The organism is Cupriavidus neocaledonicus (assembly GCF_000372525.1).
In the GTDB taxonomy this organism is placed as follows: Bacteria; Pseudomonadota; Gammaproteobacteria; order Burkholderiales; family Burkholderiaceae; genus Cupriavidus; species Cupriavidus neocaledonicus.
The window spans coordinates 304,407-330,964 of the sequence record NZ_AQUR01000106.1 but is presented as its reverse complement, the minus strand read 5'-3'; the positions used below and the strand labels follow the sequence as shown (position 1 = coordinate 330,964).

The window sequence follows — 26,558 nt, the reverse complement described above, 5'->3', positions numbered from 1 at the left end:
TGAAACGGGGAAACGAAGAAGCGGGCGTGGCGCCGCCACGCCGCACTGCAGCAAGGGCATCGGGCGATGCCCGCGGTACGCGCATGCGCCGGCGAGCGAGCCGCTGGCGCCGCGCGGTACGCTACGCGATGTGGCCTAGCGCAAGCCGAAGAAGCTGAGTACCGCGAGAATGATGACTACGGCTCCAACAAGCCAGACGATATTCATGACAGCTCTCCTTGTCCCAAAGGTCCCGACGCGGCCTCAACCGACGCCTTGTGGCGGGTGGATGGTCGACCCGGTCACATGACTCTCGGGCCAGCGATATACCCATCGCTGTCAGGACTTGCCGCAACATTCGTGCCTTGGTTTGCCGGTGCATCGGGCGGCGCACCAGCGACCGTTGCAGGCTCCCGCACCCGCTGCGTGCGCCACGACTCCACGGATTACAAGGAAAGCCAGGGTCTTAATTACAAAAGCATGACATGGCGGGATGCGGCGCTTGTGGCAACTGCGGCAAGCCGTCGGCCGGCGGCGTGGCGCCACCCCTGAGCAGCTCGCCGGGCGTACAGCCGAAATGCCGCTTGAAGCGCCGCCCCAGGTGAGACTGGTCGGAGAACCCCACCAGCGTGGCCACCAGCGCCAGCGGATAGTCGCCCGAACGGATCATCTCGCGCGCGCGCAACAGGCGCACGTGTTCGACATACGCCATCGGCGTTTCACCCATGCTGCGCTTGAACATGCGCGCGAAATGAAAGCGGCTGACGTTGGCGAGATCCGCCAGCGCCTGCAGCGTCACCATCTCCGTGGTGCCGTGGATATAGTCCAGCACCCTGCCCAGCGCATGCGGATGCAGGCCGCCGGGCGTCGGCGAGGCCCCCGGGTGGCCGACATTGAAGCGATGCACCAGATGGGCGGAAAGCGCGCAGGACAGGGACTCGGCAATCAGCAGCTGCGCCGGATGCGCGGTCAGCTGAAGTTCTCGCGCCAGCGTGAAGACCAGGGTCTCGGCAAAACCGTCGCGCACGCCGAAGCAATTGCGCAGCCGCTGGGTCCCGCGTGGCAGGCGCGCGGTGGCATCGGCGGCTTCGTCCAGCAGGCCGGGCGGGACCCTGGCAATGACGATGGAGCCGGGCCGGTCCCAGGTCCAGCTGGATTCGACTTGCCGCGGATGCAGGCTGAGATTGCCGGGAAAGACGATGCTGCGATGGACCTGGCCCAGGCGCCGCTGCTCCAGCGAGGCATGTCCGGTGAGCCTCATCGCCAGCATGTCGTGGTCCAGCTCCGGCGACGACACCGCCCCGCCCGAGCGCCAGTGGTGGACCTGTACGGTGATGCCCGCCCACGGCCGTCCGCGGCTGCTGACATCGGGACGCACCGGCAACTCCGCATCGATAACGCCATGTCTGGGCGACGCTCGCATAGGCACTCAACCCCGCAAGGCCCAGGTCGGTAGCGCCGGGGCCAGGGCCACGTCCCCGCTGTGGATGGAAGCATATGAAGTTAACGGAGCGAAGTAAACCGGCCTGGACATGCCCGGCGCATGCCCCATCCAAGCCGCAAGAATCGTCCACCGCAGCGCAACGGCGTTCTATTTCGATGACCGCTGTGGCGGTAGCGTTGCGACGACTGCCCGCCAGTCCGAAGTCGCCAAGCACCCCTGCGCTAACCGCGACGGCGGAACGCGCCAACCTGCTGCAACTTGCAGATTGCGTCGCCCCGGTTGTTGCCGCAGCGGATTCAGCGAACGGGTGCAAGCCCACAGAAGCGTCCGTCCCCACCGCTCAAGTCCATTGGGCCTAGCAAAGAGGAATGTCAACCATGTCAAGTCCTGTTCATACCAACGGCAGCCAGTCAGCGTCCGGCGATGCCGGCAGCGTGCCTCCTGCGCCCCGCATGCCGCTGCGCATGACGATCAACGGCACGCCGCATCAGCTCGAAATCGATCCGCGCGAATCCCTGCTTGACGTACTGCGCGAGCGCCTGGACCTTACCGGCGCGAAGAAGGGTTGCAACCAGGGCGCATGCGGCGCCTGCACGGTGCTGGTGAACGGGCGCCGCATCAACAGCTGCCTGACCCTGGCCGCGCTGTGCCACGACGCGCAGGTCCGCACCATCGAGGGCCTGTCGGCGCCCGGCGGTGCATTGCATCCGCTGCAGGCCGCGTTCATCGCGCACGACGGCTTCCAGTGCGGGTTCTGCACCGCCGGCCAGATCATGTCGGGCGTCGCCTGCCTCGACGAGGGCCATGCCGGCTCGGCCGACGAGGTGCGCTTCTGGATGAGCGGCAACATCTGCCGGTGCGGGGCTTACCCGGGCATCGTCGCCGCGATCGCCGAACTCGGGCAAAGGAAGCTGCCATGATTCCCTTCACCCTGCACAAGGCCGGCTCGGAAGCCGAAGCCGTGGCGGCCGCTGCTGCCGGCGCCCGCTTCATCGCCGGCGGCACCACGCTGGTGGACCTGATGCGCGAGCACGTGGAACAGCCCGCGCGCCTGGTGGACATCAACGCGCTGCCGCTGAACCATATCCGCGCGGAAGGCGACGAGCTGGTCATCGGCGCGCTGGCCCGCATGGCCGACGTGGCCGCGCATCCGGACGTGCGGCGGCTGCAGCCGGTGATCGCCGAAGCGCTGATCGAAGGCGCCTCGCCGCAATTGCGCAACATGGCCAGCATCGGCGGCAACCTGCTCCAGCGCGTGCGCTGTCCCTACTTCCGCATGCTCGACGCGGCCTGCAACAAGCGCGCGCCGGGCAGCGGCTGCGCGGCCGTCGACGGCCTGCACGCAAGCCATGCCATCCTGGGCACGAGCGCGCATTGCAGCGCCACGCACCCGTCCGACCTTGCGGTCGCGCTGGTGGCGCTGGATGCGGTGGTCCAGGTACGCGGCCCGGACGGCGCGCGCCACATCGCCGTGGAACACCTGTACCGGCTCCCCGGCACCACGCCGCATCTGGAGCACACCCTGGCGCCCGGCGAACTCATCGTCGAGGTCAGGGTTCCGGCGCTCTCTTACGGGCGCACCGCGCGCTACCTGAAGGTGCGGGACCGGGCCTCCTATGAGTTTGCCCTGGTATCGGCCGCGGCGGCGTTCGAGCTCGGCGACGGCGTGATCCGCGCCGCCCGCCTTGCCTGCGGCGGCGTGGGCACGCGGCCATGGCGCATGCGCGCGGCCGAACAGTCGCTGCAGGGCAAGCCGCCGACACGCGCGAGCTTCGAGGCGGCGGCGCTGACCACGGTTGCCGACGCCACGGCGCTGCCGGGCAACCGGTACAAGGTCGCCCTGCTGCAACGCACGGTGGTACGGGCCCTCGAACTGGCAGGAGAATGCAAATGAACACCAACCACATCGGCCAGCCACTCGCCCGCGTCGACGGCCGCACCAAGGTCAGCGGCAGCGCGCAATACGCCGCCGACTTCAACCAGCCCGGACAGGCCTACGCCGTCATCGTCGGCGCCTCGATCGGCCTGGGACGGCTGACGGAACTCGACACCGAAGCCGCGCAGCGCGTGCCCGGCGTGCTCGCGGTCCTGACCCACCGAAACACCCCCAAGCTGGCCTACGCGCCGCACAAGGGCTTTATCGATCCGGAACACGGCGAACGCCTGCACGTGCTGCAGGATGACCGCGTGCACTTCTACGGCCAGCCGGTCGCCGTGGTCGTGGCACAGTCACTGGACCAGGCCGAACATGCCGCCACCCTGCTGCGGATCGGCTATGCCGCGCAAAACCCGGTCTGCGACCCGCTCGACACGCGCGCCGAAGCCGTGGTGCCGGAGGCAGGACGCGAGCCGGGGCCGCACGCGGCGGACCGCGTCCGCGGCGATCCCGACGCGGCGCTTGCCGCCGCGGCCGTCAGCATCGACGCGCACTACGATGCCGCCCGCGAGAACCACGTGCCGATCGAGCCGAACGCCACCGTTGCCGCGTGGGAAGGCGAGCGGCTGACGCTCTGGAGCAAGAGCCAGTTCGTGGTCAACGAGCAGGCCGAGATAGCGGCGATCCTGGGCCTCCCGGCCGGCAACGTCCGCGTGGTCTGCCCGTTCATCGGCGGCGCGTTCGGCACCAGCCTGCGCACCTGGCCCCACGTCACGCTCGCGGCCGTGGCCGCGCGCGTGGTGGGCAGGCCGGTCAAGCTGGTGCTGTCGCGTCGGCAGACGTTTCATCTGGCGGGGCATCGACCGCGCACGGTACAGCGCGTGGCGCTGTCGTCCACGCCCGACGGGCGGCTGACCGCCATCGTGCATGAAGGCAGGGGCGAAACGAGCCGCTACGAGCAGTTCGCCGAGGCGCTGACAGCGGTCACGCCGTTCCTCTATAGCTGCCCCAACGTGCGCACCCGCTACCGGCTGGTGCCGCTGGACATCAGCACCCCCACGTATATGCGCGGCCCGGGCGAGGCCACCGGCATCTTTGCGCTGGAATGCGCGATGGACGAGCTGGCACACGCGCTCGGGATGGATCCCCTCGCGCTGCGCCGGCGCAATGAGCCCGGGCTTGACGAGGGCCTGCAGTTGCCGTTCTCGAGCCGCTCCATGCTGGCCTGCTACGAGCGCGGCGCCGATGCGTTCGGCTGGTCGCGCCGCACGCTCGCACCCGGCTCCATGCGCGACGGCCGCCTGCGCATCGGCTGGGGCATGGCCTGCGCCAGCTACCCGGTGTTCCATGGCCAGGCCAGCGCGCGGGTGCGCCTGCTGGCCGACGGCACGGCCGAAGTCGAGGCCGCCGCCAGCGACATGGGGCCGGGCACCTATACCTCGATCACCCAGATCGCCGCGCAAACACTGATGCTGCCGCTGGAGCGCGTGCGCTTCAGCCTGGGCAACTCTGACTTTCCGCCGACCCCGCCGCATGGGGGCTCGATGACGCTGGCGTCGGTGGGCTCGGCGGTGCGCGCTGCCTGCCTCGCGGCGCTGGACCGGCGCCGCGAGGCAGGCCATGGCAGCGGCATCATCGAGGCCAGCGCCACCGCAGGGCCGGATGCGGGGGTGCGCGGCCGGTTCTCCATGCACGCCTTCGGCGCGGTGTTTGTCGAAGTCGCGATCGATCCCGATGTCGGCACCATCCGGGTCCGGCGGGTGGTCGGCACCTATGGCGCGGGCCGCATCGTCAATCCGCGGCTGGCCGCCAGCCAGTGCACCGGCGGCATGGTCGGCGGCATCGGCATGGCGCTGATGGAGCGAACCGCGCTGGACCCGCGCGACGGCCGCCCGGTGAACGCGCACATGGCGGACTACCTGGTGCCCGTCAACCTGGACATCCAGGGGCTGGAGGCGCATTTCGTCGACGAGGTCGATCCCCACGTCAACGAGCTGGGCGTCAAGGGACTCGGTGAGATCGCGCTGGTGGGGGTCGCCCCGGCCGTCGCCAACGCCGTCTTCCACGCCACCGGGAAGCGTGTGCGAGAGCTGCCGATCCGTATCGAGCACCTGATGGAGCACTAACTGCCGTGCCGCCTGGGTGGCCATGACTGGCGCTATGATGGCGCATTCCCAACCTCTGGTTGCCAGTCATGGACAAGGCCCGGGTCCTCACCCTCTTCCTCGGCGTGGTACGTGCAGGCAGCTTCCGGCGTGGCGCGGTCGAGGCCGGTGTCACGCCGCAGGCGGCGAGCAAGGCGGTGCGCACGCTCGAGGCCCACCTGGGCGTGCGCCTGCTGCACCGGACCACGCGCAAGCTCAGCCTGACCGAGGAAGGGGCGCGGCTGTTCGAACTGACCGCGCCCGGCATGCGCCAGCTCGACGAAGCGCTCGAGCAGGTCCGGGCCAGCCGCGGCGACGACGACGGACTGATCCGCCTGACAGCGCCGCCATCACTGGGCAGCCGCGTGCTGGTGCCGCTGGTCAAGGGTTTCCGTGACCAGTACCCCGGCATCGGCTTCGATGTAGTGCTGAGCGACCTCTTCACCGACCTGGTCGAAGCCAGGATCGACGTGGGCTTCCGCGTCGGCACCAGCCCCGGCCAGAACCTGGTGGCGCGGCGCCTGTGCGACCTGCCGCTGGTCATCTGCGCGGCGCCGGATTACCTGGCCCGGCACGGCGAGCCGGCCACGCTCGATGAGCTGATGCGGCACCAGTGCACGGGCTTCCGCCGCCCCGCCACCGGACGCATGGTGCCGTGGGAACTGCAGGTGGACGGTAACCTGGTGTACCAGGAGCTGCCCGCGGTGGCCAGCTTCAACGACGTGGAAACAGAGGTCGAGGCGGTACGCGCCGGCATCGGCATCGGCCAGCTGCCCGCCTACATGATCCATGCCGACCTGGTCAGCGGACGGCTCAGGGCCATCCTGCCCGGATACAGCAGCAGCCAGGTCGGGCTGTACATGTACTACCCGCACCGCAGCCAGATGCCGGTGCGGGTCCGGCGCTTCATCGACTTCGTGGTGGCGGCCTCGCGCGGCGCGGAGCAGTCGCTGTCACGGCTGGTGGGGGTGGTGGACTAAGACGCCCATCGCCGGCTGGTGCCACCGCGCCCGCAGCCGGCGCCCCCACCCGCGTATATCAGCGGCCAGAAGCGCCCTCTCCTTCTCCGGGCCTGACTCCCATTTCCTTCCCTCCCCCTTCCCGTTGCCTTTCGCTTGACTTTTACTCAACCGAAAGCGCCTGAAATATCGTTTGTCGCGGGGCCCGCCGGCGACAACCATTACACCAGGCCCAACCGCAGGAGACAGCCATGTCAGACCAGCCCTATCCGCTCTGGAGCGCGGAACCCGTCCCCCATCTGCTTGCCTCGCGCGAGCGCGCCACTGGCGCCTGGATCTTCCCGGCGCTGTCCGCCGACTCGCCGCTGACCGAGGGCCACGAGGCCGTCGCCATCACCGGCACGGGCACGCTCTACAGCTATACCGTGATCCATCCCGCGCCCAAGACCGGCCAGCCGCCCTACGCGCTCGGCTATGTCGATTTCGTCGGCCCGGTACGCATCTTCGGCCGCCTGCTGGGCGCGGCGCGCCCGGTCATCGGCGCGCGCTACGCGCCGCGGCATGACGCCGGGCTTGGCTATGTGTTCGAAGCCGTCGCGGCCTGAACGATCGAGAGAAGGGAAAAGGTAAGCACCATGCAGGACATCTACATCCACGGCGGCGCGATGACGCCGTTCGGCCGCCATCCCGGCGTGCTGGCGCCCGAACTGGCGCAACGGGCCATCCTGAAGGCGCTGGCCGACGCCGACGTGCCGGCCAGCCGCATCCAGGCGGTCTATTGCGCCAATGTGCTGGGCGGCATGATCCTCGGCCAGCTGATCGTGCGCGACCTGGGGCTCAAGGGCATCCCGGTCTACAACGTCGAGAACGCCTGCGCCAGCGGCGCCACCGGCGTGCACCTGGCGCGGCACGCGCTGCTGGCCGGGCAATACGACACAGTGCTGGTGTTCGGCATCGAGCAGCTTACCGCGCTCGGCGGCGGCACCATCCCGCTGCAGCGCAACGACCACAAGACCGAGCTCTATGCCAGGTCTGGCATGGTGCTGCCCGCGGTCTATGCGATGCGCGGCACGCGCTTCCTGTACGAGCGCGACGCCCGGCCGGCCGACCTGGCCGAGGTTGCGGTCAAGAACCGCCACCACGGGTCGCTCAATCCGTACGCGCAGCAGCGCAACACCACCACGGTCGAAGAAGTGCTGGCCTCGCGCATGATCGCCGACCCTCTGACGCTGCTGCAATGCTGCCCGTCGCAGGTCGATGGCGCCGCCGCGCTGGTGCTGGGCACGCAGCGGCCGGCGCAGGCGCGGCCGGTGAAGGTGCTGTCGTCGGTGGTGGTGTCGGGCATGCGCGAAGCGGCCGACGACGACATGCTCGATGCCGAGATCACCGCGCGCGCCGCGCGCCAGGCTTACGTACAGGCCGGACTGGGGCCGCAGGACGTCGATGTGGTCGAGCTGCACGACGCCTTCACCATCGCCGAGCTGCTCTACTACGAAGCCCTCGGGCTGGCGCCGCGCGGCGACGCCGTGGCCCTGCTCAAGTCCGGCGCCACGCGCCTGGGCGGGCGCGTGCCAGTCAACCCCAGCGGCGGCCTGCTGGCCAAGGGCCATCCGCTGGGCGCCACCGGCGTGGCGCAGATGGTCGAGATCCTGTGGCAACTGCAGGGGCGCGCCGGCGCACGCCAGGTGGCGCATGCCCGCATCGGCCTGACGCAATGCACCGGCGGCGGCATCGCGGGCGTGGACCACGCCGCCTCATCTGTCCACCTGCTGGGAGTCTGAGATGAGCACCCAACGTTTCGACCCCGCGCACGTGGCGGTGGTGACCGGTGCCGCGCGCGGCATCGGCCTGGGCATCGCCACGCAGCTGGCGCGGCAAGGGCTCACCGTGGCCCTGCTGGACCGCGATGGCGGTGCGCTGGACGAGGCCGTGAGCACGCTGGCCGCCGCCGGGCTCAATGCCTTCGGCGCCACCGCCGACCTGACCGATTCCGGCGCGGTCAACGACGCCTTTGCGCAAGTCGCTGGCCGCGCCGGCCGCGTCGACTACCTGGTCAACAACGCGGGCGCGGTGCGCGACATGCGCTTCCTGAAGATGACCGACGACGACTGGGACCTGGTCATCGACACCAACCTGCGCTCGCAGTTCCTGTGCTGCCGCGCGGCGCTGCCCGGCATGGTCGAGCGCGGCTACGGGCGCGTGGTCAATATCTCGTCGCGCGCCTGGCTGGGCGGCTTCGGGCAGGCCAACTACTCCGCGGCCAAGGGCGGCGTGGTCAGTCTGACGCGCTCGCTGGCGATCGAGTTCGCCGGCAAGGGCATCACCGTCAACGCGGTCGCGCCCGGCATCGTCGATACGCCGCTGTTCCGCGGCTTCGCGCCGGAGGTACAGGCGCGGCTGCAGAAGTCGGTGCCGATGCAGCGCATCGGCACCGCCGACGATATCGCCAATGCCGTCAGCTTCTTCCTCGATCCGCAGTCGTCGTACGTGACCGGCCAGACGCTCTACGTCTGCGGCGGGCGCAGCCTGTCGTCGCCCAGCGTGTAGGGAGGCCATCATGACCATCCAACGCCAGATCGAAGGCGCGGTCGCGGTGCTGACCATCGACCGGCCCGACGCGCTCAATGCGCTCGACGTAACCACGCTGCGCGAACTGCGCGCGCACCTGGCCGAGGTGCGCGACCGCGACGACCTGCGCGTCGCGGTGCTGACCGGCGCCGGCACGCGCGCCTTCTGCGCCGGCGCGGACCTGAAGGGCACGCGCACCTCAAGCGCCAGCTACCCTGAGGCGCTGTTCCGCGCGCCCGAGCCGGCCGCGGACCTGGGGCTGTATATCCGGCTGATGGACCTCACCGATCTCGGCCTCGCCAAGCCGCTGGTCGCGGCGGTCAACGGCCACTGCCTGGGCGCGGGGCTGGAGCTCGCGCTGCAGTGCGACTTGCGGATCGCGTCGACGCAGGCGACCTTCGGCCTGCCCGAAGTCGCAGTCGGCTCGATCCCGGCGGTGTCCGGCCTGCACCGGCTGCTCAAGGCCGTGCCCGCTGCGCATGCGATGCAGATGGTGCTGACCGGCGAACGGATCGGCGCCGAGCACGCCGCGCGCATCGGCCTGGTCACCGAGACGATGGCGCCCAACGCCCTGCCCGACCGCGCGCTGGCACTGGCCGCGCGTATCGCCGCCAACGCGCCGCTGGCCGTGCAGGCGGTCAGGAAGCTGTCGCGCCAGACCAGCCACCTCGGCGACGCCGACGCGCAGCAGCTCACCGAACTCTACTGGGGCGTGCTGCGCGACACCGCCGACCGCATTGAAGGGCGGCAGGCTTTCGCCGAAAAGCGGCAGCCCCACTACACGGGACGCTGAGCGGACCGACAAGAACCACGCAGGAGACACAACCATGGCAGGTATTTCCCGAATCATGCGCGCGGCAATGGCCGGCGTGCTGGCAGTCACGGCGCTGAGCGCAGCGGCACAGGCACCCTACCCCACGCAGAAACCGATCACGCTGGTGGTGCCGTTCGCCCCGGGCGGCGGCAATGACATGCTGGCACGCGCCATCGCACCCAAGATGAGCCAGCTGCTGGGCCAGACCATCGTGATCGAGAACAAACCCGGCGCAGGCGGCAACCTGGGCGCCGACTACGTCGCGCATGCGGCGCCGGACGGCTACACGCTGGTGATCGCGTCGAGCCAGATCACGATGAACCCGTTCCTCGGCATGAAGGTGCCGTTCCAGGTCGAGCGCGACTTCGAGCCGGTCGGGCGCATCGCGTCGGTGCCGATCATGCTGGTCGCCAATCCCGACCAGCCGTTCCGCACGCTGCAGGAGTTCATCCAGTACACCCGCGCCAACCCGGGCAAGCTCAGCTACAGCAGCCCCGGGCCCGGCACGCCGCAGCACCTGGCGGGCGAGGTCTTCGCCAAGCTCAACAAGACCGAGCTGCTCCACGTGCCGTACCGCGGCACCGGCCCGTCGATCAGCGACCTGATGGGCGGCCAGGTGCAGATCTCGTTCGCCACCTTTGCTTCGTCGATCCAGTTCGTGCGCGCCGGCAAGCTGCGCGCGCTCGGCATCGCCGGCAAGAAGCGCAGTGCGCTGATGCCAGACCTGCCGACCTTTGCCGAAGCCGGCATCGTCGGCTATGACGCGGAGCTGTGGTACAGCCTGCTGGCGCCGGCACGCACGCCGAAGACCGTGGTCGATAAGGTCAATGCCGCGCTGGTGGCCGCCCTGAAGTCGCCCGACGTTGCCGGGCAACTGGAAAAGCAGGGCTTCGAGCCGCAGGCCTCCACGCCGGCCGAACTGAAGGCGTATATCGGCAAGGAAATGTCGCGCTGGCAGCGCGTGATCCAGGACAACAACATCAAGGTGGCGCTGTGAACGCGCCGCTTGAACACCCCATGGTGCCGCCCACCGACAACCCGCTGCTGGACTACCTCGGCATCCGCCTGGCCAGCGTCGGCGACGGCCGCTGCGCCTTCGAACTCGACATCGAGCCGCGCCACCTGAACCGGCAAGGCAGCGTGCAGGGCGGCGTGATCGCCACGCTGCTCGACGCCGCGTGCGGCTACGCCGGCCTGCCGATGCGCCCCGACGGCGCGCTCGGCCACGCGGTGACGGTGATGCTGGCCATCAGCTACCTCAGCAGGGCCAGCGCGGGACGGCTGCGCGCCACCGCCACAGTGAGCCGCGCCGGCAGGAGCCTGTACTTTGCCTCGGCCGAACTGGCCATCGATGCCGGCGTGCTGGTCGCCACCGCGCAGGGCACGTTCAAACGATCCCACGTATCTGCGGAGAGCTGACATGCTGCGCGATGCACTGGACGGCCTGACCGTCATCGACTTCACCCAGATCGGCGCCGGGCCGACTTGCACCATGCTGCTGGCCGACATGGGCGCCAGGGTCATCAAGGTCGAGCCTCCCGGCGGCGAGCTGGGCCGCGGGCTCGGCCCCGGCTGGCTCGGCGACGACAGCGCGCTGTTCCACGGCTTCAACCGCAACAAGCTGGGCGTGGCGCTGGATCTGAAATCCCCCGAAGGTCTTGCCGTGGCGCGCCGGATGGCGGCAGAAGCCGACATCGTGGTGGAGAGCATGCGCCCGGGCGTGATGGAGCGCCTCGGGCTGGGCCATGCCGGGCTGTCGACGCTGAACCCGGCGCTGGTCTACTGCTCGATCTCCGCCTACGGCCAGGACGGCCCGTATGCCGGCCGTGCCGGCGTCGACGGCATCATCCAGGCCGATTCCGGCCTGATGAGCCTAATCGGCATGCCCGATGGCGAGCCGTGCAAGGTGCAGGCGCCGGTGGTCGACGTGATGACCGGCTACGTCGCCTGCGTCGGTATCCTGAGCAAGCTGGCGCAGCGGGCGCGCGACGGCCAGGGCGGGCATCTCGACGTCAGCCTGCTCAACGCCGCGCTGGCGCTGCAGCAATCGTCGCTCACCAGCTATTGCGCCGACGGGCGGCTGCCGGAACGCGCGGGCAGTGCCGCGCCCTATTCGGCGCCCAACCAGGCCTTCCGCACCGCCGACGGCTGGATCATGATCGCCGCTTACATGCCCGAGCGCTGGCGCCGGCTGTGCGACGTGCTGGGCCTGCCGGCGCTCGCCGACGACCCGCGCTTCGCCACCTCGCCGCTGCGCGTCGCCAATCGGGCGGCAATGGTCGAGGCGCTGACCAGCGTGCTGGTGACGCGACCCACCGATGCGTGGCTGGCCGTGCTGCAGGATGCCGACATCCTGTGCGCGCGCGTGGCCACCTATGAAGACCTGATGGCACACCCGCAGGTGGCGGCCAACCGCATGGTGCAGCGCATCCCGCACCAGACGCTGGGCGAGGTCCGCATGCCAGGCTTCCCGATCAATAGCGTCCAGGAGAACGCGCTGCCCGCGCGGCCCGCGCCGGCGTGCGGACAACATACGCAAACGGTGCTCGGCGAGCTTGGCTTCAGCGCGGCGCAGATCGCCGCCTTGCAGGCGCGCGGCGCGGTCCATTGTGCCGATACCATCGAGGCACCGCTCACGGCAACGGCATCATGAACCGCGCCGACATCACCGCCGCGCTCCACGCCCGCCGCAGCGTGCGCGGCTTTCTCGATACGCCGGTACAGCGCGAGACCGTGGCGGCAATCCTGGCCGACGCGGCGCGCAGCCCGAGCGCGTCGAACACCCAGCCATGGCGGGTCTACGCCTGCGCCGGTGCCGTGCGCGACCGGCTCAGCGATGCCCTGCTGGCGCTGCACGACAGCGATGGCGGCGGCCATCGCGAGGAATACGTCTACTACCCGCCGGCGTGGCGCGAGCCCTGCCTGGCGCGCCGCCGCACACTGGGCAAGGCGCTGTACGGCCTGCTCGGCATCCCGCGTGGCGACGGCGCCGGCATGGCGCGGCAGTATGCCCGCAACTACGCGTTCTTCGGCGCGCCGGTGGGGTTGTTCTTCACCATCGAGCGCGGGCAGGGACAGGCGGCGTGGCTGGATCTCGGCATGTTCCTGCATGCGGTGATGTTAGCGGCGCTGGGCCACGGCCTGGAAACCTGCGCGCAGCAGGCGTTCGCGCGCTACCACCGGGTCATCCGCGCGCAGCTTGCCATTCCCGACCATGAAATCCTGGTATGCGGCATGTCGCTCGGACACGCCGATCCTGCCGAGCCGGCCAACCGGCTGCGTACCGCGCGCGAGCCGGTGGAGGGCTTTGCCTGCTTCGCCGGCTGGTGACCGGCGAGCGCCGCGCTAGCTTCGCGTCTCGCACTGCGCCAGCAGCCACTCGCGGAACACCGACATGCTGGCGCTTTCATTGCGGTCCGCCGGCGTCAGCAGGTAGTAGGTGAAGTCGCCCATGTCGACGCTCTGGCGGAACGGCGCGACCAGCCGCCCGGCCTCCAGGTCTCCCGCGACCAGGAAGCGCTGGGCGATGGCGAAACCCTGCCCTTCCACTGCCGCCGCATAAGCCATGGCGGAACTCTGGAACGTCATGCCACTGCGCGCGTCGACCTGCGCGTCGGCGCGCGCCGCCTTCAGCCAGTGCGCCCAGTCGTCCGGGCGCGCAATCGAATGCAGCAGCGTCTGGTGCCGCAGGTCGGCAGGCTTTTTCACCTTCGGGTTGCCGGCCGCCACGCCGGGGCTGCAGACCGGCACCAGGATGTTGGACACCAGCCGGTAGGTATTCACGCCGCTCCACTTGCCGTCGCCGAGTCGGATCGCGCCGTCGATGTCTTCCTTGCGGAAATCGACCGGGTCCAGCGACGCGGTCAGCAGCACCTCGATGCCGGGATGGGCCGCATGGAAGCTCGACAGCCGCGGTATCAGCCAGCGCATGGCGAAGGTGGTGTAGGCGCGCACCTTGAGCTGCTTGCGCCGGGCGCGCTTGCCGAGCCGCCGCGTGGCCTCGCGCAGGTCGTCCATGGCCCCGGGTCACGGCGCGGTAGTAGTCCTCGCCGGTGCGAGTCAGTGAAATCTGCCGGTGGCCGCGATGCAGCAACTGCACGCCCAGGCCTTCTTCCAGCGTGCGGATCTGGCGGCTGACGGCGCCCGGGGTCACGTGCAGCTCTTGCGCTGCGGTAGTGATGCTGAGGTGCCGGGCCGCCGCTTCAAAGGCGCGCAGGGCGTTCAGGGGAGGCAGCTTGTCCATGCCGGCGAGTCTGCCATACGGTTGAGGATTGCTCAATCGACATCGCTCGGGTTTATTGACAACTTTTGGTTGTCTTTAAAACGGCATTGCATTGCCTAGTGTTGTTGGCCGCGCGCGCATAAATTTGTCTCCGTAGCCCCCGCTATCAGACATCGAAGTCAAACCGAGCAAAGGAGATTCACCATGTCCGCCAACACCACCATCGCTGCCAACACCAACACCCATGCCACCAACGCCGCCGCCAAGGTCTGGTTCATCACCGGCGCTTCGCGCGGCTTCGGCCTCGAGCTGACCCGCGCCGCGCTAGCCCGCGGCGACCGCGTCGTCGCCACGGCGCGCAACCCGCACGCCGTGATCGGCGCCGTGGGCGAGCACGAACACCTGCTCGCCGTGGCGCTGGACGTCACCAGCGAAGCCCAGGCCATCGCCGCCGCCGAGGCCGCGGTGGCGCGCTTCGGCCGCATCGACGTGCTGGTCAACAACGCCGGCTACGGCCTGCTGGGCGCGGTGGAAGAGGCCTCGGCCCGGGAGGTCGAGCAGCAGTTCGCCACCAATGTGTTCGGCGTGCTGGCGGTGACGCGCGCGGTGCTGCCGCAGATGCGCCGCCAGCGCAGCGGCCATATCGTCAATATCTCGTCGATCGGCGGCTATGCGGCGTATCCGGGCTGGGGCGTGTACGGCGCCACCAAGTTCGCGGTCGAGGGACTGACCGAAGCGCTGTCGGCCGAGCTGGCGCCGCTGGGCGTGCATGCGACGGTGGTGGAGCCCGGCTTCTTCCGCACCGACTTCCTCGATGCCAGCTCGCTGGTGCGCGTCGGAACCGAGATCGGCGAGTACGCGCAGACGGTCGGCGCGATGCGTTCGCACATGGCCTCGGCCAACCACCAGCAGCCCGGCGATCCGGCGCGGCTGGCCGCGGCCCTGCTCGCGCTTGCCGACAGCGACACGCCGCCGGTGCGGCTGCCGCTGGGTTCCGACACGGTCGCCCGCATCGCCGACAAGCACCGCAAGGTGGAAGGCGAGCTGGCCGCGTGGCATGCGCTGGCGGTGTCGACCGACCACGCCGACGCGCGCGGCTGAGTCCGCGCGGGGCGGGGCACGCTTTGCTGCACTGCAGCCAAGCCGGTGCGCCGCCCGGAAAAGGCCGCCGGAGCGCCGGCCTCACCACTTGGAGGGGCCCTTGCGTCGGGCATTGCACGGTATCGGCACGCATCTATGTCGCTTCCGCCGAATTTCGCCAATAATGCCCTGAGAGTCATTGCCGGACGAACCGAGAGCCACCATGCACGAGAGTCCCGATGCCATCCGCACTGTCGCCCTGCTCGGGCACGCAGGAAGCGGCAAGACCTCGCTCGCCGAGGCGTTGCTGCACAAGGGCGGTGCGGTGCACACGCCTGGCAGCGTCGAGCGCGGATCCACCGTGTGCGACAACGATCCGCTCGAGCGCAAGTACAAGCGCTCGCTCAGCGCCGCGGTCGCCCACCTGCACTACCGCGATACCCGCATCTACCTGATCGACACCCCGGGCTACCCGGATTTCGCCGGGCACGCCATCAGCGCACTGGCCGCGGTCGAAACCGCGGCCATCGTCATCAATGCGCAGACCGGCATCGAGATGACCACGCGCCGCGCCATGGCGTGGGCGCAGGCGCGCCAGCTGTGCCGGATGATCATCATCAACGGCATCGACGGCGAGAAGGTCGACCTGCCCGCGCTGCTGGCGGAAATCCAGGAGGCCTTCGGCAAGGAATGCCTGCCCATCAACCTGCCGGCCGACCACGGCGGCAAGGTGGTCGACTGCTTCTTCAATCCGGCCGGCGAGTCGGATTTTTTATCGGTGGCCTCGGCGCACGACGCGCTGATCGACCAGGTGATCGAGATCGACCCGGAGCTGATGGAGCTGTACCTGGAGCAAGGCGAGGCCATCACCCCGGAGCAACTGCACGCGCCGTTCGAGCGCGCGCTGCGCGAAGGCCACCTGGTGCCGATCTGCTTTACCTCGGCCGTCACCGGCGCCGGCATCGAGGCGTTGCTGGACGTGTTCGTGCGGCTGCTGCCCAACCCCACCGAAGGCAACCCGCCGCTGTTCTACCGCTCCACCGGCGCGGATGCCGAGGGCACCGAACAGCGCCAGGCGGTGCGCGCCGAACCGGTGCCGGACAAGCATGTGCTGGCGCATGTGTTCAAGGTGGTGATCGACCCCTATGTCGGCAAGCTGGCGATTTTCCGCATCCACCAGGGCACGGTCACGCGCGACAGCCAGCTCTATATCGGCGAAGGGCGCCAGCCGTTCAAGGTGGCGCACCTGCTGCGGCTGCAGGGCAAGGAGACCCAGGAAGTGGCGCGTGCCGGCCCGGGCGATATCTGCGCGGTGGCCAAGGTCGATGAACTGGGCTTCGACGCGGTGCTGCACGACGCCACCGAGGACGGCAACATCCACCTGACCCCGCTGGAATTTCCCACCCCGATCTATGGCCTGGCGATCGAGCCGGCGCGGCGCGGCAACGAGCAGCGCCTGGCCGAGGTGCTGCACAAGCTCAGCGCGGAAGACCCGTGCCTGCGCGTCGAGCACCCGGCCGGCACCAACGAAACCGTGGTGTTCGGCCTGGGCGAGTTCCACCTGCGCTGCGCGCTGGAGCGGCTGACCGAGCAATACAAGCTGGAAGTGGCGACGCGCCCGCCCAAGATCGCCTACCGCGAAACCATCGGCGCCAGGGCCGAGGGCCATCACCGGCACAAGAAGCAGACCGGCGGCGCCGGCCAGTTCGGCGAGGTGATGCTGCGCATCGAGCCGCTGGCGCGGGGGGCGGGCTTCGACTTCGTCGATGCGGTCAAGGGCGGCGCGATTCCCGGGCAGTTCATTCCGGCGGTCGAGAAAGGCATCCGCCAGGCGCTGGACAGCGGCCCGCTGGCAGGGTTTCCGATGCAGGACGTGCGCGTGACCGTGTACGACGGCAAGAGCCACCCGGTCGATTCGAAGGAAGTCGCGTTCGCCACCGCGGGGCGCAAGGCCTTTATCGACGCGGTGCTCAAGGCCAGGCCGAGCGTGCTCGAGCCGATCGTCGATATCGAGGTCACGGCGCCAGGCAGCGCCATGGGCGACATCATCGGCGACCTGTCGACCAAGCGCGGCCAGGTCCATGGCACGCGCACCGCGGCCGGCAACACAGTGATCGTCGCCGGCCAGGTGCCGCTGTCGGAGCTCAACGACTACCAGTCACGGCTGAACAGCATCACCGGCGGCCACGGCAGCTACACCATCCAGTTCAGCCACTACGACAACGTGCCGCCGGCGCAGCAGGAGAAAATGGCGTCCCGCCACAAGGCGCAGCAGGACACCGACTGACCTGCATGGTGCGGGCTTAGTGCGGGCTTAGTGCTGGCTGGCGCCGGCCGCGCCGATGCCGGTCATGGCGCGCACGAACTGCGCGCCGTAGCGCTGGCGTTCGGCGCTCGCCTGCGCCGAACGGTCCAGCACCGACAACAGCCAGGCGGCGGCAAAGGCCAGCGTCATCGAGAACAGCGCGGGGTTGGCATACGGGAAGATCGCCGACTCGTGCTTCAGGATGCCGACCCACACGGTCGGCCCGAGCACCAGCAGCACCACCGCCGAAACCAGGCCCGTCAGGCTCCCCGCCACCGCGCCACGCGTGGTCAGGCCTTTCCAGAACATCGAAAGGAACAGCACCGGGAAGTTGACCGATGCGGCGATCGCCAGCACCAGCCCGGACAGGAAGGCGATGTTCTGCTTCTCGAACATCACGCCCAGCACCATCGCCAGTACGCCGATCACCAGCGTGGCGATCTTCGACACGCGGATCTCGTCCTTCTCGCTGGCCTGGCCGCGGCGGAACACGTTGGCGTAGAGATCATGCGACACCGCCGACGCGCCCGACAGCGCCAGCCCCGCCACCACCGCCAGGATGGTCGCGAACGCCACCGCCGAGATAAAGCCCAGGAAGAGGTCGCCGCCGATCACGTGCGACAGGTGCACGGCCACCATGTTGCTGCCGCCGATCAGCTTGCCCGCCGCGTCGCGATAGGCCGGCTCCGCGCCCACCATCACGATCGCGCCGAAGCCCACCACCAGGATCAGCACGTAGAAGTAGCCGATGAAGCCGGTGGCGTAGAGCACGGACTTGCGCGCTTCCTTGGCATCCGCCACGGTGAAGAAGCGCATCAGGATATGCGGCAGGCCGGCGGTGCCGAACATCATGCCGACGCCGAGCGAGATCGCATCGATCGGGTTGGAGACCAGCCCGCCCGGCGACAGGATCGCGGCGCCCTTGTCATGCACCCTGGCCGCGCTGGCGAACATGGCTTCGGGGCTGAAGCCGAAATAGGCCAGCACCATCACCGCCATGAAGGTCACGCCGCCGAGCAGCAGCAGCGCCTTGATGATCTGCACCCAGGTCGTCGCCAGCATGCCGCCGAACATCACGTACAGCACCATCAGCGCGCCGACGATGACCACCGCCGATTCATAGCTGGTGCCGAACAGCAGTTCGATCAGCTTTCCGGCGCCGACCATCTGCGCGACCAGGTACATGATGACCACCGTCAGCGTGCCGCACGCGGCGGTGATGCGCACCGGCTTCTGCGCCAGCCGGTAAGAGACCACATCGGCAAAGGTGTAGCGGCCCAGGTTGCGCAGGCGTTCGGCGACGATGAACAGGATGATCGGCCATCCGGCCACCACGCCGAGCGCGTAGATCAGGCCGTCGTACCCCTTGTCGAACATCATCGCCGAGATGCCGAGGAAGGACGCGGCCGAGACCATGTCGCCGGCGATCGCCAGGCCGTTCTGGAAGCCAGTGAGGCCGCCGCCGGCCGCATAGAAGTCCGACGCCGAGCGCGTGCGCCGCGCGGCCCAGCGGGTGATGCCGAGCGTGAACAGCACGAACAGCATGAACATGACGATGGCGCTCCAGTTCAGCGGACGCTGAGCGGCTTCGCCCTGGATAGCGGGGGCCGCCGTGGCGGCGGTGGCGGCGATACTGGCGAGCCCGCACAGGGCCGCGCCGAGGAAACGGTGTACCGGCTTCATGCTTCGCACTCCTTGCGCACGCGTTCGTTGAGCGGATCCAGGTCGCGGTTGGCGCGGTGGACGTAGATGGCGGTGAGCAGCACGGCGGCGACAATCACCGCGACGCCCACGGGGATGCCGACCGTCATGACGCCCCCGGCGAAAGGCGTGCCGAGCGTGGCCGGCGAAAAGGCCAGCAGCAGGATGAAGCCGAAGTAGATTGCCAGCATGACCAGCGTCAGCGACCAGCCCAGCCGCGTGCGGCCGTGGATCAGGCGAATGAAGTCGGGGTGGTTCTGGATGGATTCGAGTTGTCGCGCGTCCATGGTGTCTCCTTTGGCGCAGGGGGTGGTGTGGCGGCTCTTGGTGGCTGCCATCGTGGAATTTCGTTCGTTGCGTCTTGAATGCCGCCGGTTTGCTCCCCTCTCCCGCGCGCGGGAGAGGGGCCGGGGGGTGAGGGCAGGCGTGTGGCAAGCACGATGCCGCGTCACGCTGTGGATACTCTGGCCCTCACCCCCACCCCTCTCCCGCAAGCGGGAGAGGGGAGCCTATGCCAGGGTTGTGGGTGAAAGGCAGCGCCTTAGATCGCGCCGACCGGCTGCTCGTGCGTGACCTTCGGCCGCATGTCCAGCACACGCCGTGCCTTGCCGACCGTGGTGCGCTCGATCCCTTCAGCCGCCACCACCTGCACCCGCGTAGTCACGCCGACATAGGTCTTGATCTGGTCCTTCAGATCCCGCTCCAGCGCCGCCCGGTCATCCGCCGACAGCGACGCGGAGCGTTCCGGCCGCGCCTCGACCCGCACCTCCAGCTTGTCGAGGTGCCCGTCGCGCGTCACCACCAGCTGGTATTGCGGTGCAAGCGCCGGCGCCTTCAGGATCAGTTCCTCGATCTGCGACGGAAACACGTTGACGCCGCGGATGATCAGCATGTCGTCCGAGCGCCCCGTGATCTTGCCGATGCGGCGCATCGCACGCGACGTCGGCGGCAGCAGGCGCGTCAGGTCGCGCGTGCGGTAGCGGATCACCGGCAGTGCTTCCTTGGTCAGCGAGGTGAACACCAGCTCGCCCTCGGCGCCATCCGGCAACACCTCGCCGGTCAGCGGATCGATGATCTCGGCATAGAAATGGTCTTCCCAGATCACCGGGCCGTCCTTGCTCTCGATGCATTCGCACGCCACGCCCGGCCCCATCACCTCGGACAGGCCGTAGATGTCCACCGCGTCGATGCCGGCGCGCGCCTCGATCTCCGCGCGCATCGCGTCGGTCCATGGCTCGGCGCCGAAGATGCCGACCTTCAGCGAGCTTTCCGACGGGTCCATGCCCTGGCGCTCCATCTCCTCGATCAGGTTAAGCATGTACGACGGCGTCACCATGATGATGTCGGGCTCGAATTCACGAATCAGCTGTACCTGTTTCTCGGTCTGTCCGCCCGACACCGGGATCACCGTGCAGCCCGCCTTCTCGGCGCCGTAGTGCGCGCCCAGCCCGCCGGTGAACAGCCCGTAGCCATAGCTGACATGGACCAGGTCCCCGGCGCGCCCCCCGGCGGCGCGGATCGACCGCGCCACCACGCTTGCCCAGGTATCGATGTCCTTCGCGGTATAGCCGACCACGGTCGGCTTGCCGGTGGTGCCGCTCGACGCATGCACGCGCGCCACCTGCTCGCGCGGCACCGCGAACATGCCGAAGGGATAGTTGTCGCGCAGGTCCTGCTTGGTCAGGAACGGGAACTTCGACAGGTCCGACAGCGACTTCAAATCGTCCGGATGCACCCCGGCCGCCTGGAACGCCTTGCGGTAATGCGGCACGTTGTCATAGGCATGGCGCACGCTCCATTTGAGCCGTTGCAGCTGCAGCGCCTGCAGTTCGTCGCGGCTGGCGCGCTCGATCGGCTCCAGCTCGTTGGGGTTGGGATTGCGTTGCACCATTGTCTACTCCATCTCGTTATGATGGCGCCGCGTGCGAGGGGGGCCGGCGCCTGGGTACTGCAAGCCTTGCGCTCAGATAGGCGAGCGGCTCTGGACCACGCGGAAGCGGTTGGCGACGAAGGCCGCATCCGACAGCGAGGCATTGGCCGCGGGGTTGGCACCGGTGGCGTGGAAATCGCTGAACGCGGCCGACTGGTTGACGAAGACGCCGCCGGTCAGGTTGAGCGACAGCGCCACGCCGGCGTCTTCCGCGGCATCGCGGATGCTTTCGGCCACGCCCGCATCGGTGGTGTAGGCCGACAGCGTCAGCGCGCCGTGCGTCTTCGCGCCGCGGTGCGCCAGTTCGATGCTGTGCGCGGTGCTGTCAGTTGCCACGACGAAGGAGATCGGGCCGAACAGTTCCTGCATGAGCTTCGCCTCGTCGCTGGCATCGACCTTCAGCACCAGCGGCGTGCGGATGCGCGCGCCCGGAAACTCGGGATGCTCCAGCACGCGGCTGTCGGCAACGATCTCGCCCAGCGCGCGCGACGCTTCGATCCGCTCCACCACGCCGTCGTTCTGGATCGCACCGATCAGTTCGACCGCCTTGGCCCGGTCGCTGGTCAGCTTGCCAACGGCCTCGCCGATCGCCGAGGCAACCTGGTCGAAGCTGATGCGCCCTTCCGGCGTGTCGATGCCGTCCTTGGGCACGTAGATGTTCTGCGGCGCCGTGCACATCTGGCCCGAATACAGCGACAGCGAGAAGGCGATATTGCGCACCATGCCCTTGAAGTCGGCGGTGGAGTCGATCACGATCTGGTTCACGCCGGCCTTCTCCGTGTACACCTGCGCCTGGTGCGCATTGCGCTCGAGCCAGTCGCCGTTGGCGCTGCTGCCGGTGAAGTCGATCAGGCGCACTTCCGGACGCAACGCCAGCTTCGACGCCATGCGCTCGCTCGGGTCGTTGGCCACCAGCGTGACGATATTCGGGTCGAAGCCGGCTTCTTCCAGCACCTCGCGCGCCACTTCGACGGTGATCGCCAGCGGCAGGATCGCCCCCGGGTGCGGCTTGACCACCACCGCATTGCCGGTCGCCAGGCTGGCAAACAGGCCGGGATAGCCGTTCCAGGTCGGGAAGGTGCAGCAGCCGATCACCAGGCCCACGCCGCGCGGCACCACGGTGTAGCGCTTTTCCATGCGCAGCGGCTCGTTCTTGCCTTGCGGCTTCTCCCAGGTGGCAAGCTTCGGGATGCGGCGCAATTCGTCCCAGGCGTAGGCCACGGCTTCCACGCCGCGGTCCTGCGCGTGCGGGCCACCGGCCTGGAAGGCCATCATGAAGGCCTGGCCGGTGGTGTGCATGACCGCGTAGGCGATCTCGAAGCTGCGGCGGTTCAGGCGCTGCAGGATTTCCAGCGATACGCCGACCCACGCTTGCGGCCCGGCCTTGCGCCACGCCGGCATGCCCTTGGCCACCGCCGCAAAGAGCTGGTCGAGGTCGGGCCTGGGGTACGTGACGCCCAGTTCCGGGCCGTACGGAGAGACCTCCTTGCCGGCCTGCCCGATGGTGCCGGGCTGCCCCAGCGCGAACGGCCGGTTCAGGCGCGCCTCGAAGGCGGCCTTGCCGTCGGCGTTGGCGCTTTCGCCATAGACCTTCGGGCTCGGCATCTCGGCGAACGGGCTCCAGTAGCCGCGCGTGGCGATGGCTTGGGTGGCTTGTTCCAGCAACGCCTGGTGGCGTTCGAAAAACGGATGGGACACGGCTTGCTCCGGGGGCGAAATTGAATCTGTTTGTTTGGAATGGCAGGAGAACGCGTCAGGTTTCCTGGTCGAAATCGATCACCAGCTTGTCGCTGACGGCGTAGCTCTGGCAGCTCAGGATGAAGCCCCGCGCGACTTCATAGTCTTCCAGCGCGAAGTTGACGTCCATGTCGACCTCGCCCTCGATGCGCTTGCAGCGGCAGGTCGAGCAGACGCCGCCCTTGCACGAGTACGGCAGCTCGATGCCCTGCGCCAGCGCGGCGTCGAGCACGGTTTCCTTGTTCTTTTCCAGCGTGAAGGAACGGGTACGGCCGTCCTGGATCACCGTCACCTCGCACTGCTGCTGGCCGACCTGCTTGTGCGCATGCGCGGCGGGCCGCGCCGAGGGGATGCTGGTGGCGAACAGCTCGCGCTTGATGCGGGCCTTGTCGACGCCGTTGTCGAGCAGCGCCTGCGAGACTTCTTCCATCATCGAGTGCGGGCCACAGATAAAGGCGACGTCGATATCCTGCGGCCTGACCCAGTGCTTCAGCAGCGCATTGACCTTCTCGCCGTCGATGCGGCCGTTGAACAGGTCGATGTCGAGCTGCTCGCGGCTGAGCACGAACACCAGGTTGAAGCGCTGCAGGTAGGTATCCTTCAGGTCTTCCAGCTCTTCCTTGAACAGCACCGACGACGACGCGCGGTTGCCGTAGAAGAGCGTGAAGCGGCTGTCCGGCTCCGCCCGCAACGTGGTCTTGATGATCGACAGCATTGGCGTAATGCCACTGCCGGCGGCGAAGGCGACGTAGTGCTTCGCGTGCGTGGCGGACAGCGGCACGTGGAAATGGCCAGACGGCGGCATCACTTCGAGCTTCATGCCCGGCTGCAACTGCTCGTTGGCCCAGTTGGAGAACAGCCCGCCGTCGACACGCTTGATCGCCACGCGCAGCTGTTCATCCTGCACCGCAGAGCAGATCGAGTACGAGCGGCGCACGTCCTCGCCATCGATGCCGGTGCGCAGCGTCAGGTGCTGGCCCTGCACATAGCGGTAGGTGTCGGCCAGCTCGTCCGGCACGGCGAAGGTCACCGCCACCGCGTCGCGGGTTTCGCGCGTGACCGCGGCCACCGTCAGTTCATGGAATTTGCTCATCTCCCCACCTTTTCCTTCTCAGTGCGCCTTGAAGTAGTCGAACGGCTCCTTGCAGTCGCCGCAGCGGTACAGCGCCTTGCACGCGGTCGAGCCGAACTGGCTGACCAGCCCCGTATGGCGCGAGCCGCAGTGCGGGCAGGCCACCACCAGTGCGCCGGACGCCTTGCGGCTGATGCCGCTGATATTGATCACCTGCTGCGCCGGCGGCGCGATGCCGTAGCCGGCGAGGCTGGCCTTGCCGCGCGGCGTCATCCAGTCGGTGGTCCACGCAGGCGCAAGCTGCGTCTGCACGCGCACCTGGTCCACGCCCTGCGCGGCGAGCGCGCTTTCGATGCCTGCGCGGATCACGGTCATGGCCGGGCAGCCGGAATAGGTCGGCGTGATGGTGACGACGCAGGCGTCGCCTACCCACGCCACGTCGCGCACGATGCCGAGATCCACCACGGAGATCACCGGGATTTCAGGGTCCGGCACCGTGTCGAGCCAGGTCCAGACCTGCTCCACGGCGGGACGGGCCAGCGCTTGCGCGATCATGATGCTCACCACTGCGCGCCGGGATAGGCGCGCTGCAGGAACTGCATCTCGGCCAGCAGGTAGCCGAGGTGTTCGGTATGGTGGCCATGGCGGCCGCCGGTTTGCGCCCAGTGGCCGGCGGGCACGCGCAGCGTGGCTTCTTCCAGTACCTCGCCGACATGGCGCTGCCAGGGCCCGGCCAGGGTAGCGGGAGCGGGGATCACGCCTTCGTTCGCCAGCGCGGCCTCGGCCGCATCGGATTCGAACAGCTCGCCGGTAAACATCCACAGGTCGTCGAACGCGTCCTGCATGCGGCGGTGGCTTTCTTCGGTGCCATCGCCCAGGCGCACCACCAGGTCGGCGCTGCGGCGCACGTGGTAGGTCACTTCCTTGAGCGACTTGGCGGCGATCCCGGCGATGCGCGCATCGGTCGAGCGCTGCAGCGCCTCGAGCTGGAAGTAGTGCCACGTATCGAACAGGAACTGGCGCGCCAGCGTATCGGCATAGCTGCCGTTGGGCTGTTCCGCCAGCAGCAGGTTGCGGAACTGGTGCGCGTCGCGCAGGAAGGCGAGCTGGTCGGCGCTGCGGCCGGCGCCCTCCACTTCGGCGGCATAGCCGAGCCACAGGCGGGTCTGGCCGATCAGGTCGAGCGCGACGTTGGTCAGCGCGATGTCTTCTTCCAGCGCCGGTCCGCGGCCGCACCATTCCGACAGGCGCTGGCCGAGCACCAGCGTGGAATCGCCCAGGCGCAGCAAATATTCGAGCTTGTGGTTCGTCATGATGCGGGCCCGTCTCAGATATGCTTGACCGCTTCCGGCATCGGGAAGAACGTCGGGTGGCGGTAGACCTTGCTGTTGGCGGGCTCGAACAGCGGGCCCTTGTCGCCGGGGCTGCTGGCCATCACGTCGCTGGCCCTGACCACCCAGACGCTGACGCCCTCGTTGCGGCGCGTGTAGACGTCGCGGGCGTTGTTGATCGCCATTTCGCCGTCCGGCGCGTGCAGGCTGCCCACGTGCTTGTGGGCCAGGCCGTGCTGGCTGCGGATAAAGATCTCCCAAAGCGGCCACTCTTTCATGGCAACCTCCTGTGTAAAGCGATTCGATGTGGGAGCGGCGCGCTGCGCCGCATGGGTCAGGCGGCGGCTTGCTGCGCCTGCCTGCCGGCCTGCTTGTCGGCGTGGGCCACCAGCGCGTTGCGGAACCATGCGCCGTCATCCCAGGCCTTGACGCGGGTGCGCAGGCGCTCGCGGTTGCACGGGCCGTTGCCCTGGATCACGTTGTAGAACTCGGACCAGTCGATCTCGCCGAAGTCATAGTGGCCGCGTTCCTCGTTCCACTTCAGCTTCGGGTCGGGGATGGTCAGGCCCAGGTATTCCGCCTGCGGCACGGTCTGGTCGACCATCTTCTGGCGCAGCTCGTCGTTGGAGAACAGCTTGATGCGCCATTGCATCGATTGCGCGCTGTTGGGCGAATCGCCGTCGGACGGGCCGAACATCATCAGCGCGGGCCACCACCAGCGGTTGAGCGCGTCCTGCGCCATCTGCTTCTGCGCGGGCGTGCCGTGGCACAGCTTGAGCAGGATGTCGTAGCCCTGGCGCTGGTGGAACGACTCTTCCTTGCACACGCGCACCATGGCGCGCGCATACGGGCCGTACGAGCAGCGGCACAGCGGCACCTGGTTGATGATGGCCGAGCCGTCGACCAGCCAGCCGATCATGCCGATGTCGGCCCAGGACAGCGTGGGGTAGTTGAAGATGCTGGAGTACTTGGCCTTGCCCGAATGCAGCTCGCCCAGCAGCTGGTCGCGCGACACGCCCAGCGTTTCGGCGGCGCTGTACAGGTACAGGCCATGGCCGGCTTCGTCCTGGATCTTGGCCAGCAGCACCGCCTTGCGTTCCAGCGTGGGCGCACGGGTGACCCAGTTGCCCTCCGGCAGCTGGCCGACGATTTCCGAGTGCGCGTGCTGGGAGATCTGGCGGACCAGGGTCTTGCGATAGGCCTCGGGCATCCAGTCCTTGGCCTCGACCTTGATGCCGTCATCCACGCGGGCCTGGAACGCGCGCTCCTGCGGATCCATCTCTTCCATCGCTCGGAGCCTGGTTGCTCCTGTCTCCACCAGCTGTGCGTACATGCGTGCTCCGCTTTTGTTTGGGGCTTGATCTGCATCAAGCTCGTCAGTTGCAATGGATGGTAT

Annotated in this window: 24 protein-coding genes and 1 pseudogene; 14 read left to right on the top strand and 11 right to left on the bottom strand. The window is 68.6% G+C overall.

Going from position 1 to position 26,558, the window contains the following annotated elements:
- Window positions 1–445 precede the first annotated feature (445 nt).
- A complete protein-coding gene (locus A3AG_RS0127400; RefSeq protein WP_020384485.1) occupies window positions 446–1,357 on the bottom strand; it encodes a helix-turn-helix transcriptional regulator in 912 nt (303 codons plus the stop codon).
- 518 nt (window positions 1,358–1,875) lie between these two features.
- Here A3AG_RS0127400 and A3AG_RS0127395 point away from each other — a divergent pair.
- The 12 genes from A3AG_RS0127395 (at window position 1,876) to A3AG_RS0127340 (ending at window position 13,114) form a co-directional block, all read left to right on the top strand.
- Window positions 1,876–2,343, top strand: a complete 468-nt coding sequence (locus A3AG_RS0127395) for a (2Fe-2S)-binding protein (RefSeq protein ID WP_240619976.1) — start codon at window positions 1,876–1,878, stop codon at window positions 2,341–2,343.
- Complete coding sequence (locus tag A3AG_RS0127390) at window positions 2,340–3,317, top strand: FAD binding domain-containing protein (RefSeq protein WP_018008479.1); 978 nt, start codon at window positions 2,340–2,342, stop codon at window positions 3,315–3,317. The genes A3AG_RS0127395 and A3AG_RS0127390 overlap by 4 nt, the downstream gene beginning before the upstream one ends.
- The gene (locus A3AG_RS0127385) at window positions 3,314–5,425 is read left to right on the top strand and encodes a xanthine dehydrogenase family protein molybdopterin-binding subunit (protein ID WP_018008478.1); all 2,112 of its coding nucleotides are present in this window, start codon (window positions 3,314–3,316) and stop codon (window positions 5,423–5,425) included. The genes A3AG_RS0127390 and A3AG_RS0127385 overlap by 4 nt, the downstream gene beginning before the upstream one ends.
- 68 nt (window positions 5,426–5,493) lie before the next feature.
- Window positions 5,494–6,423 carry a LysR family transcriptional regulator gene (locus A3AG_RS0127380; RefSeq protein WP_018008477.1) on the top strand — a complete coding sequence of 310 codons (930 nt, stop codon included), beginning with the start codon at window positions 5,494–5,496 and terminating at the stop codon, window positions 6,421–6,423.
- A 230-nt stretch (window positions 6,424–6,653) separates the two neighbouring features.
- On the top strand, window positions 6,654–7,007 hold the full coding sequence (locus A3AG_RS0127375) for a Zn-ribbon domain-containing OB-fold protein (RefSeq protein ID WP_018008476.1): 354 nt from the start codon (window positions 6,654–6,656) through the stop codon (window positions 7,005–7,007).
- A 30-nt stretch (window positions 7,008–7,037) separates the two neighbouring features.
- Complete coding sequence (locus A3AG_RS0127370; protein ID WP_018008475.1) at window positions 7,038–8,183, top strand: thiolase family protein; 1,146 nt, start codon at window positions 7,038–7,040, stop codon at window positions 8,181–8,183.
- Window position 8,184: 1 nt separating this feature from the next.
- Window positions 8,185–8,949, top strand: coding sequence for an SDR family NAD(P)-dependent oxidoreductase (locus A3AG_RS0127365; protein ID WP_018008474.1), 765 nt, complete (start codon window positions 8,185–8,187; stop codon window positions 8,947–8,949).
- A 10-nt stretch (window positions 8,950–8,959) separates the two neighbouring features.
- A complete protein-coding gene (locus A3AG_RS0127360; RefSeq protein ID WP_018008473.1) occupies window positions 8,960–9,763 on the top strand; it encodes an enoyl-CoA hydratase/isomerase family protein in 804 nt (267 codons plus the stop codon).
- Window positions 9,764–9,797: 34 nt separating this feature from the next.
- Entirely contained in the window at window positions 9,798–10,781 is a 984-nt protein-coding gene (locus A3AG_RS0127355) for a tripartite tricarboxylate transporter substrate binding protein (protein WP_026164513.1), read from the top strand.
- Window positions 10,778–11,203 carry a PaaI family thioesterase gene (locus A3AG_RS0127350; protein WP_240619975.1) on the top strand — a complete coding sequence of 142 codons (426 nt, stop codon included), beginning with the start codon at window positions 10,778–10,780 and terminating at the stop codon, window positions 11,201–11,203. The genes A3AG_RS0127355 and A3AG_RS0127350 overlap by 4 nt, the downstream gene beginning before the upstream one ends.
- 1 nt (window position 11,204) lies before the next feature.
- Complete coding sequence (locus A3AG_RS0127345; protein ID WP_018008470.1) at window positions 11,205–12,437, top strand: CaiB/BaiF CoA transferase family protein; 1,233 nt, start codon at window positions 11,205–11,207, stop codon at window positions 12,435–12,437.
- Complete coding sequence (locus tag A3AG_RS0127340) at window positions 12,434–13,114, top strand: nitroreductase (protein ID WP_018008469.1); 681 nt, start codon at window positions 12,434–12,436, stop codon at window positions 13,112–13,114. The genes A3AG_RS0127345 and A3AG_RS0127340 overlap by 4 nt, the downstream gene beginning before the upstream one ends.
- A 15-nt stretch (window positions 13,115–13,129) precedes the next feature.
- Here the strand turns inward: A3AG_RS0127340 and gcvA are convergent.
- Window positions 13,130–14,027, bottom strand: a pseudogene (gene gcvA, locus A3AG_RS32085) (transcriptional regulator GcvA).
- A gap of 183 nt (window positions 14,028–14,210) precedes the next feature.
- On the opposite strand from gcvA, the gene A3AG_RS0127330 reads away from it, so the two are divergent.
- Together A3AG_RS0127330 and fusA are read left to right on the top strand one after the other, a co-directional pair.
- The gene (locus A3AG_RS0127330) at window positions 14,211–15,107 is read left to right on the top strand and encodes an oxidoreductase (RefSeq protein ID WP_018008468.1); all 897 of its coding nucleotides are present in this window, start codon (window positions 14,211–14,213) and stop codon (window positions 15,105–15,107) included.
- Between the two features lie 202 nt (window positions 15,108–15,309).
- Complete coding sequence (gene fusA / locus A3AG_RS0127325; RefSeq protein ID WP_018008467.1) at window positions 15,310–17,373, top strand: elongation factor G; 2,064 nt, start codon at window positions 15,310–15,312, stop codon at window positions 17,371–17,373.
- 27 nt (window positions 17,374–17,400) lie between these two features.
- On the opposite strand, the gene A3AG_RS0127320 is transcribed toward fusA, so the two are convergent.
- The 9 genes from A3AG_RS0127320 to paaA all read right to left on the bottom strand — a co-directional run bounded on the left by A3AG_RS0127320 (window position 17,401) and on the right by paaA (window position 26,495).
- Window positions 17,401–19,074 carry a cation acetate symporter gene (locus A3AG_RS0127320; protein WP_018008466.1) on the bottom strand — a complete coding sequence of 558 codons (1,674 nt, stop codon included), beginning with the start codon at window positions 19,072–19,074 and terminating at the stop codon, window positions 17,401–17,403.
- On the bottom strand, window positions 19,071–19,379 hold the full coding sequence (locus tag A3AG_RS0127315) for a DUF485 domain-containing protein (RefSeq protein WP_018008465.1): 309 nt from the start codon (window positions 19,377–19,379) through the stop codon (window positions 19,071–19,073). Before A3AG_RS0127315 ends, A3AG_RS0127320 begins: the two co-directional genes overlap by 4 nt.
- Before the next feature lie 254 nt (window positions 19,380–19,633).
- Entirely contained in the window at window positions 19,634–20,983 is a 1,350-nt protein-coding gene (paaK, locus tag A3AG_RS0127310) for a phenylacetate--CoA ligase PaaK (protein WP_018008464.1), read from the bottom strand.
- Between the two features lie 72 nt (window positions 20,984–21,055).
- Window positions 21,056–22,720 carry a phenylacetic acid degradation protein PaaN gene (gene paaN / locus A3AG_RS0127305; RefSeq protein ID WP_018008463.1) on the bottom strand — a complete coding sequence of 555 codons (1,665 nt, stop codon included), beginning with the start codon at window positions 22,718–22,720 and terminating at the stop codon, window positions 21,056–21,058.
- Window positions 22,721–22,775: 55 nt separating this feature from the next.
- The gene (gene paaE / locus A3AG_RS0127300; protein ID WP_018008462.1) at window positions 22,776–23,852 is read right to left on the bottom strand and encodes a 1,2-phenylacetyl-CoA epoxidase subunit PaaE; all 1,077 of its coding nucleotides are present in this window, start codon (window positions 23,850–23,852) and stop codon (window positions 22,776–22,778) included.
- An 18-nt stretch (window positions 23,853–23,870) separates the two neighbouring features.
- A complete protein-coding gene (paaD, locus tag A3AG_RS0127295) occupies window positions 23,871–24,386 on the bottom strand; it encodes a 1,2-phenylacetyl-CoA epoxidase subunit PaaD (protein WP_026164511.1) in 516 nt (171 codons plus the stop codon).
- Window positions 24,387–24,391: 5 nt separating this feature from the next.
- Complete coding sequence (gene paaC / locus A3AG_RS0127290) at window positions 24,392–25,144, bottom strand: 1,2-phenylacetyl-CoA epoxidase subunit PaaC (protein ID WP_018008460.1); 753 nt, start codon at window positions 25,142–25,144, stop codon at window positions 24,392–24,394.
- Window positions 25,145–25,158: 14 nt separating this feature from the next.
- Window positions 25,159–25,440, bottom strand: coding sequence for a 1,2-phenylacetyl-CoA epoxidase subunit PaaB (gene paaB / locus A3AG_RS0127285; RefSeq protein WP_018008459.1), 282 nt, complete (start codon window positions 25,438–25,440; stop codon window positions 25,159–25,161).
- A 56-nt stretch (window positions 25,441–25,496) separates the two neighbouring features.
- The gene (gene paaA / locus A3AG_RS0127280; RefSeq protein ID WP_018008458.1) at window positions 25,497–26,495 is read right to left on the bottom strand and encodes a 1,2-phenylacetyl-CoA epoxidase subunit PaaA; all 999 of its coding nucleotides are present in this window, start codon (window positions 26,493–26,495) and stop codon (window positions 25,497–25,499) included.
- Window positions 26,496–26,558 lie beyond the last annotated feature (63 nt).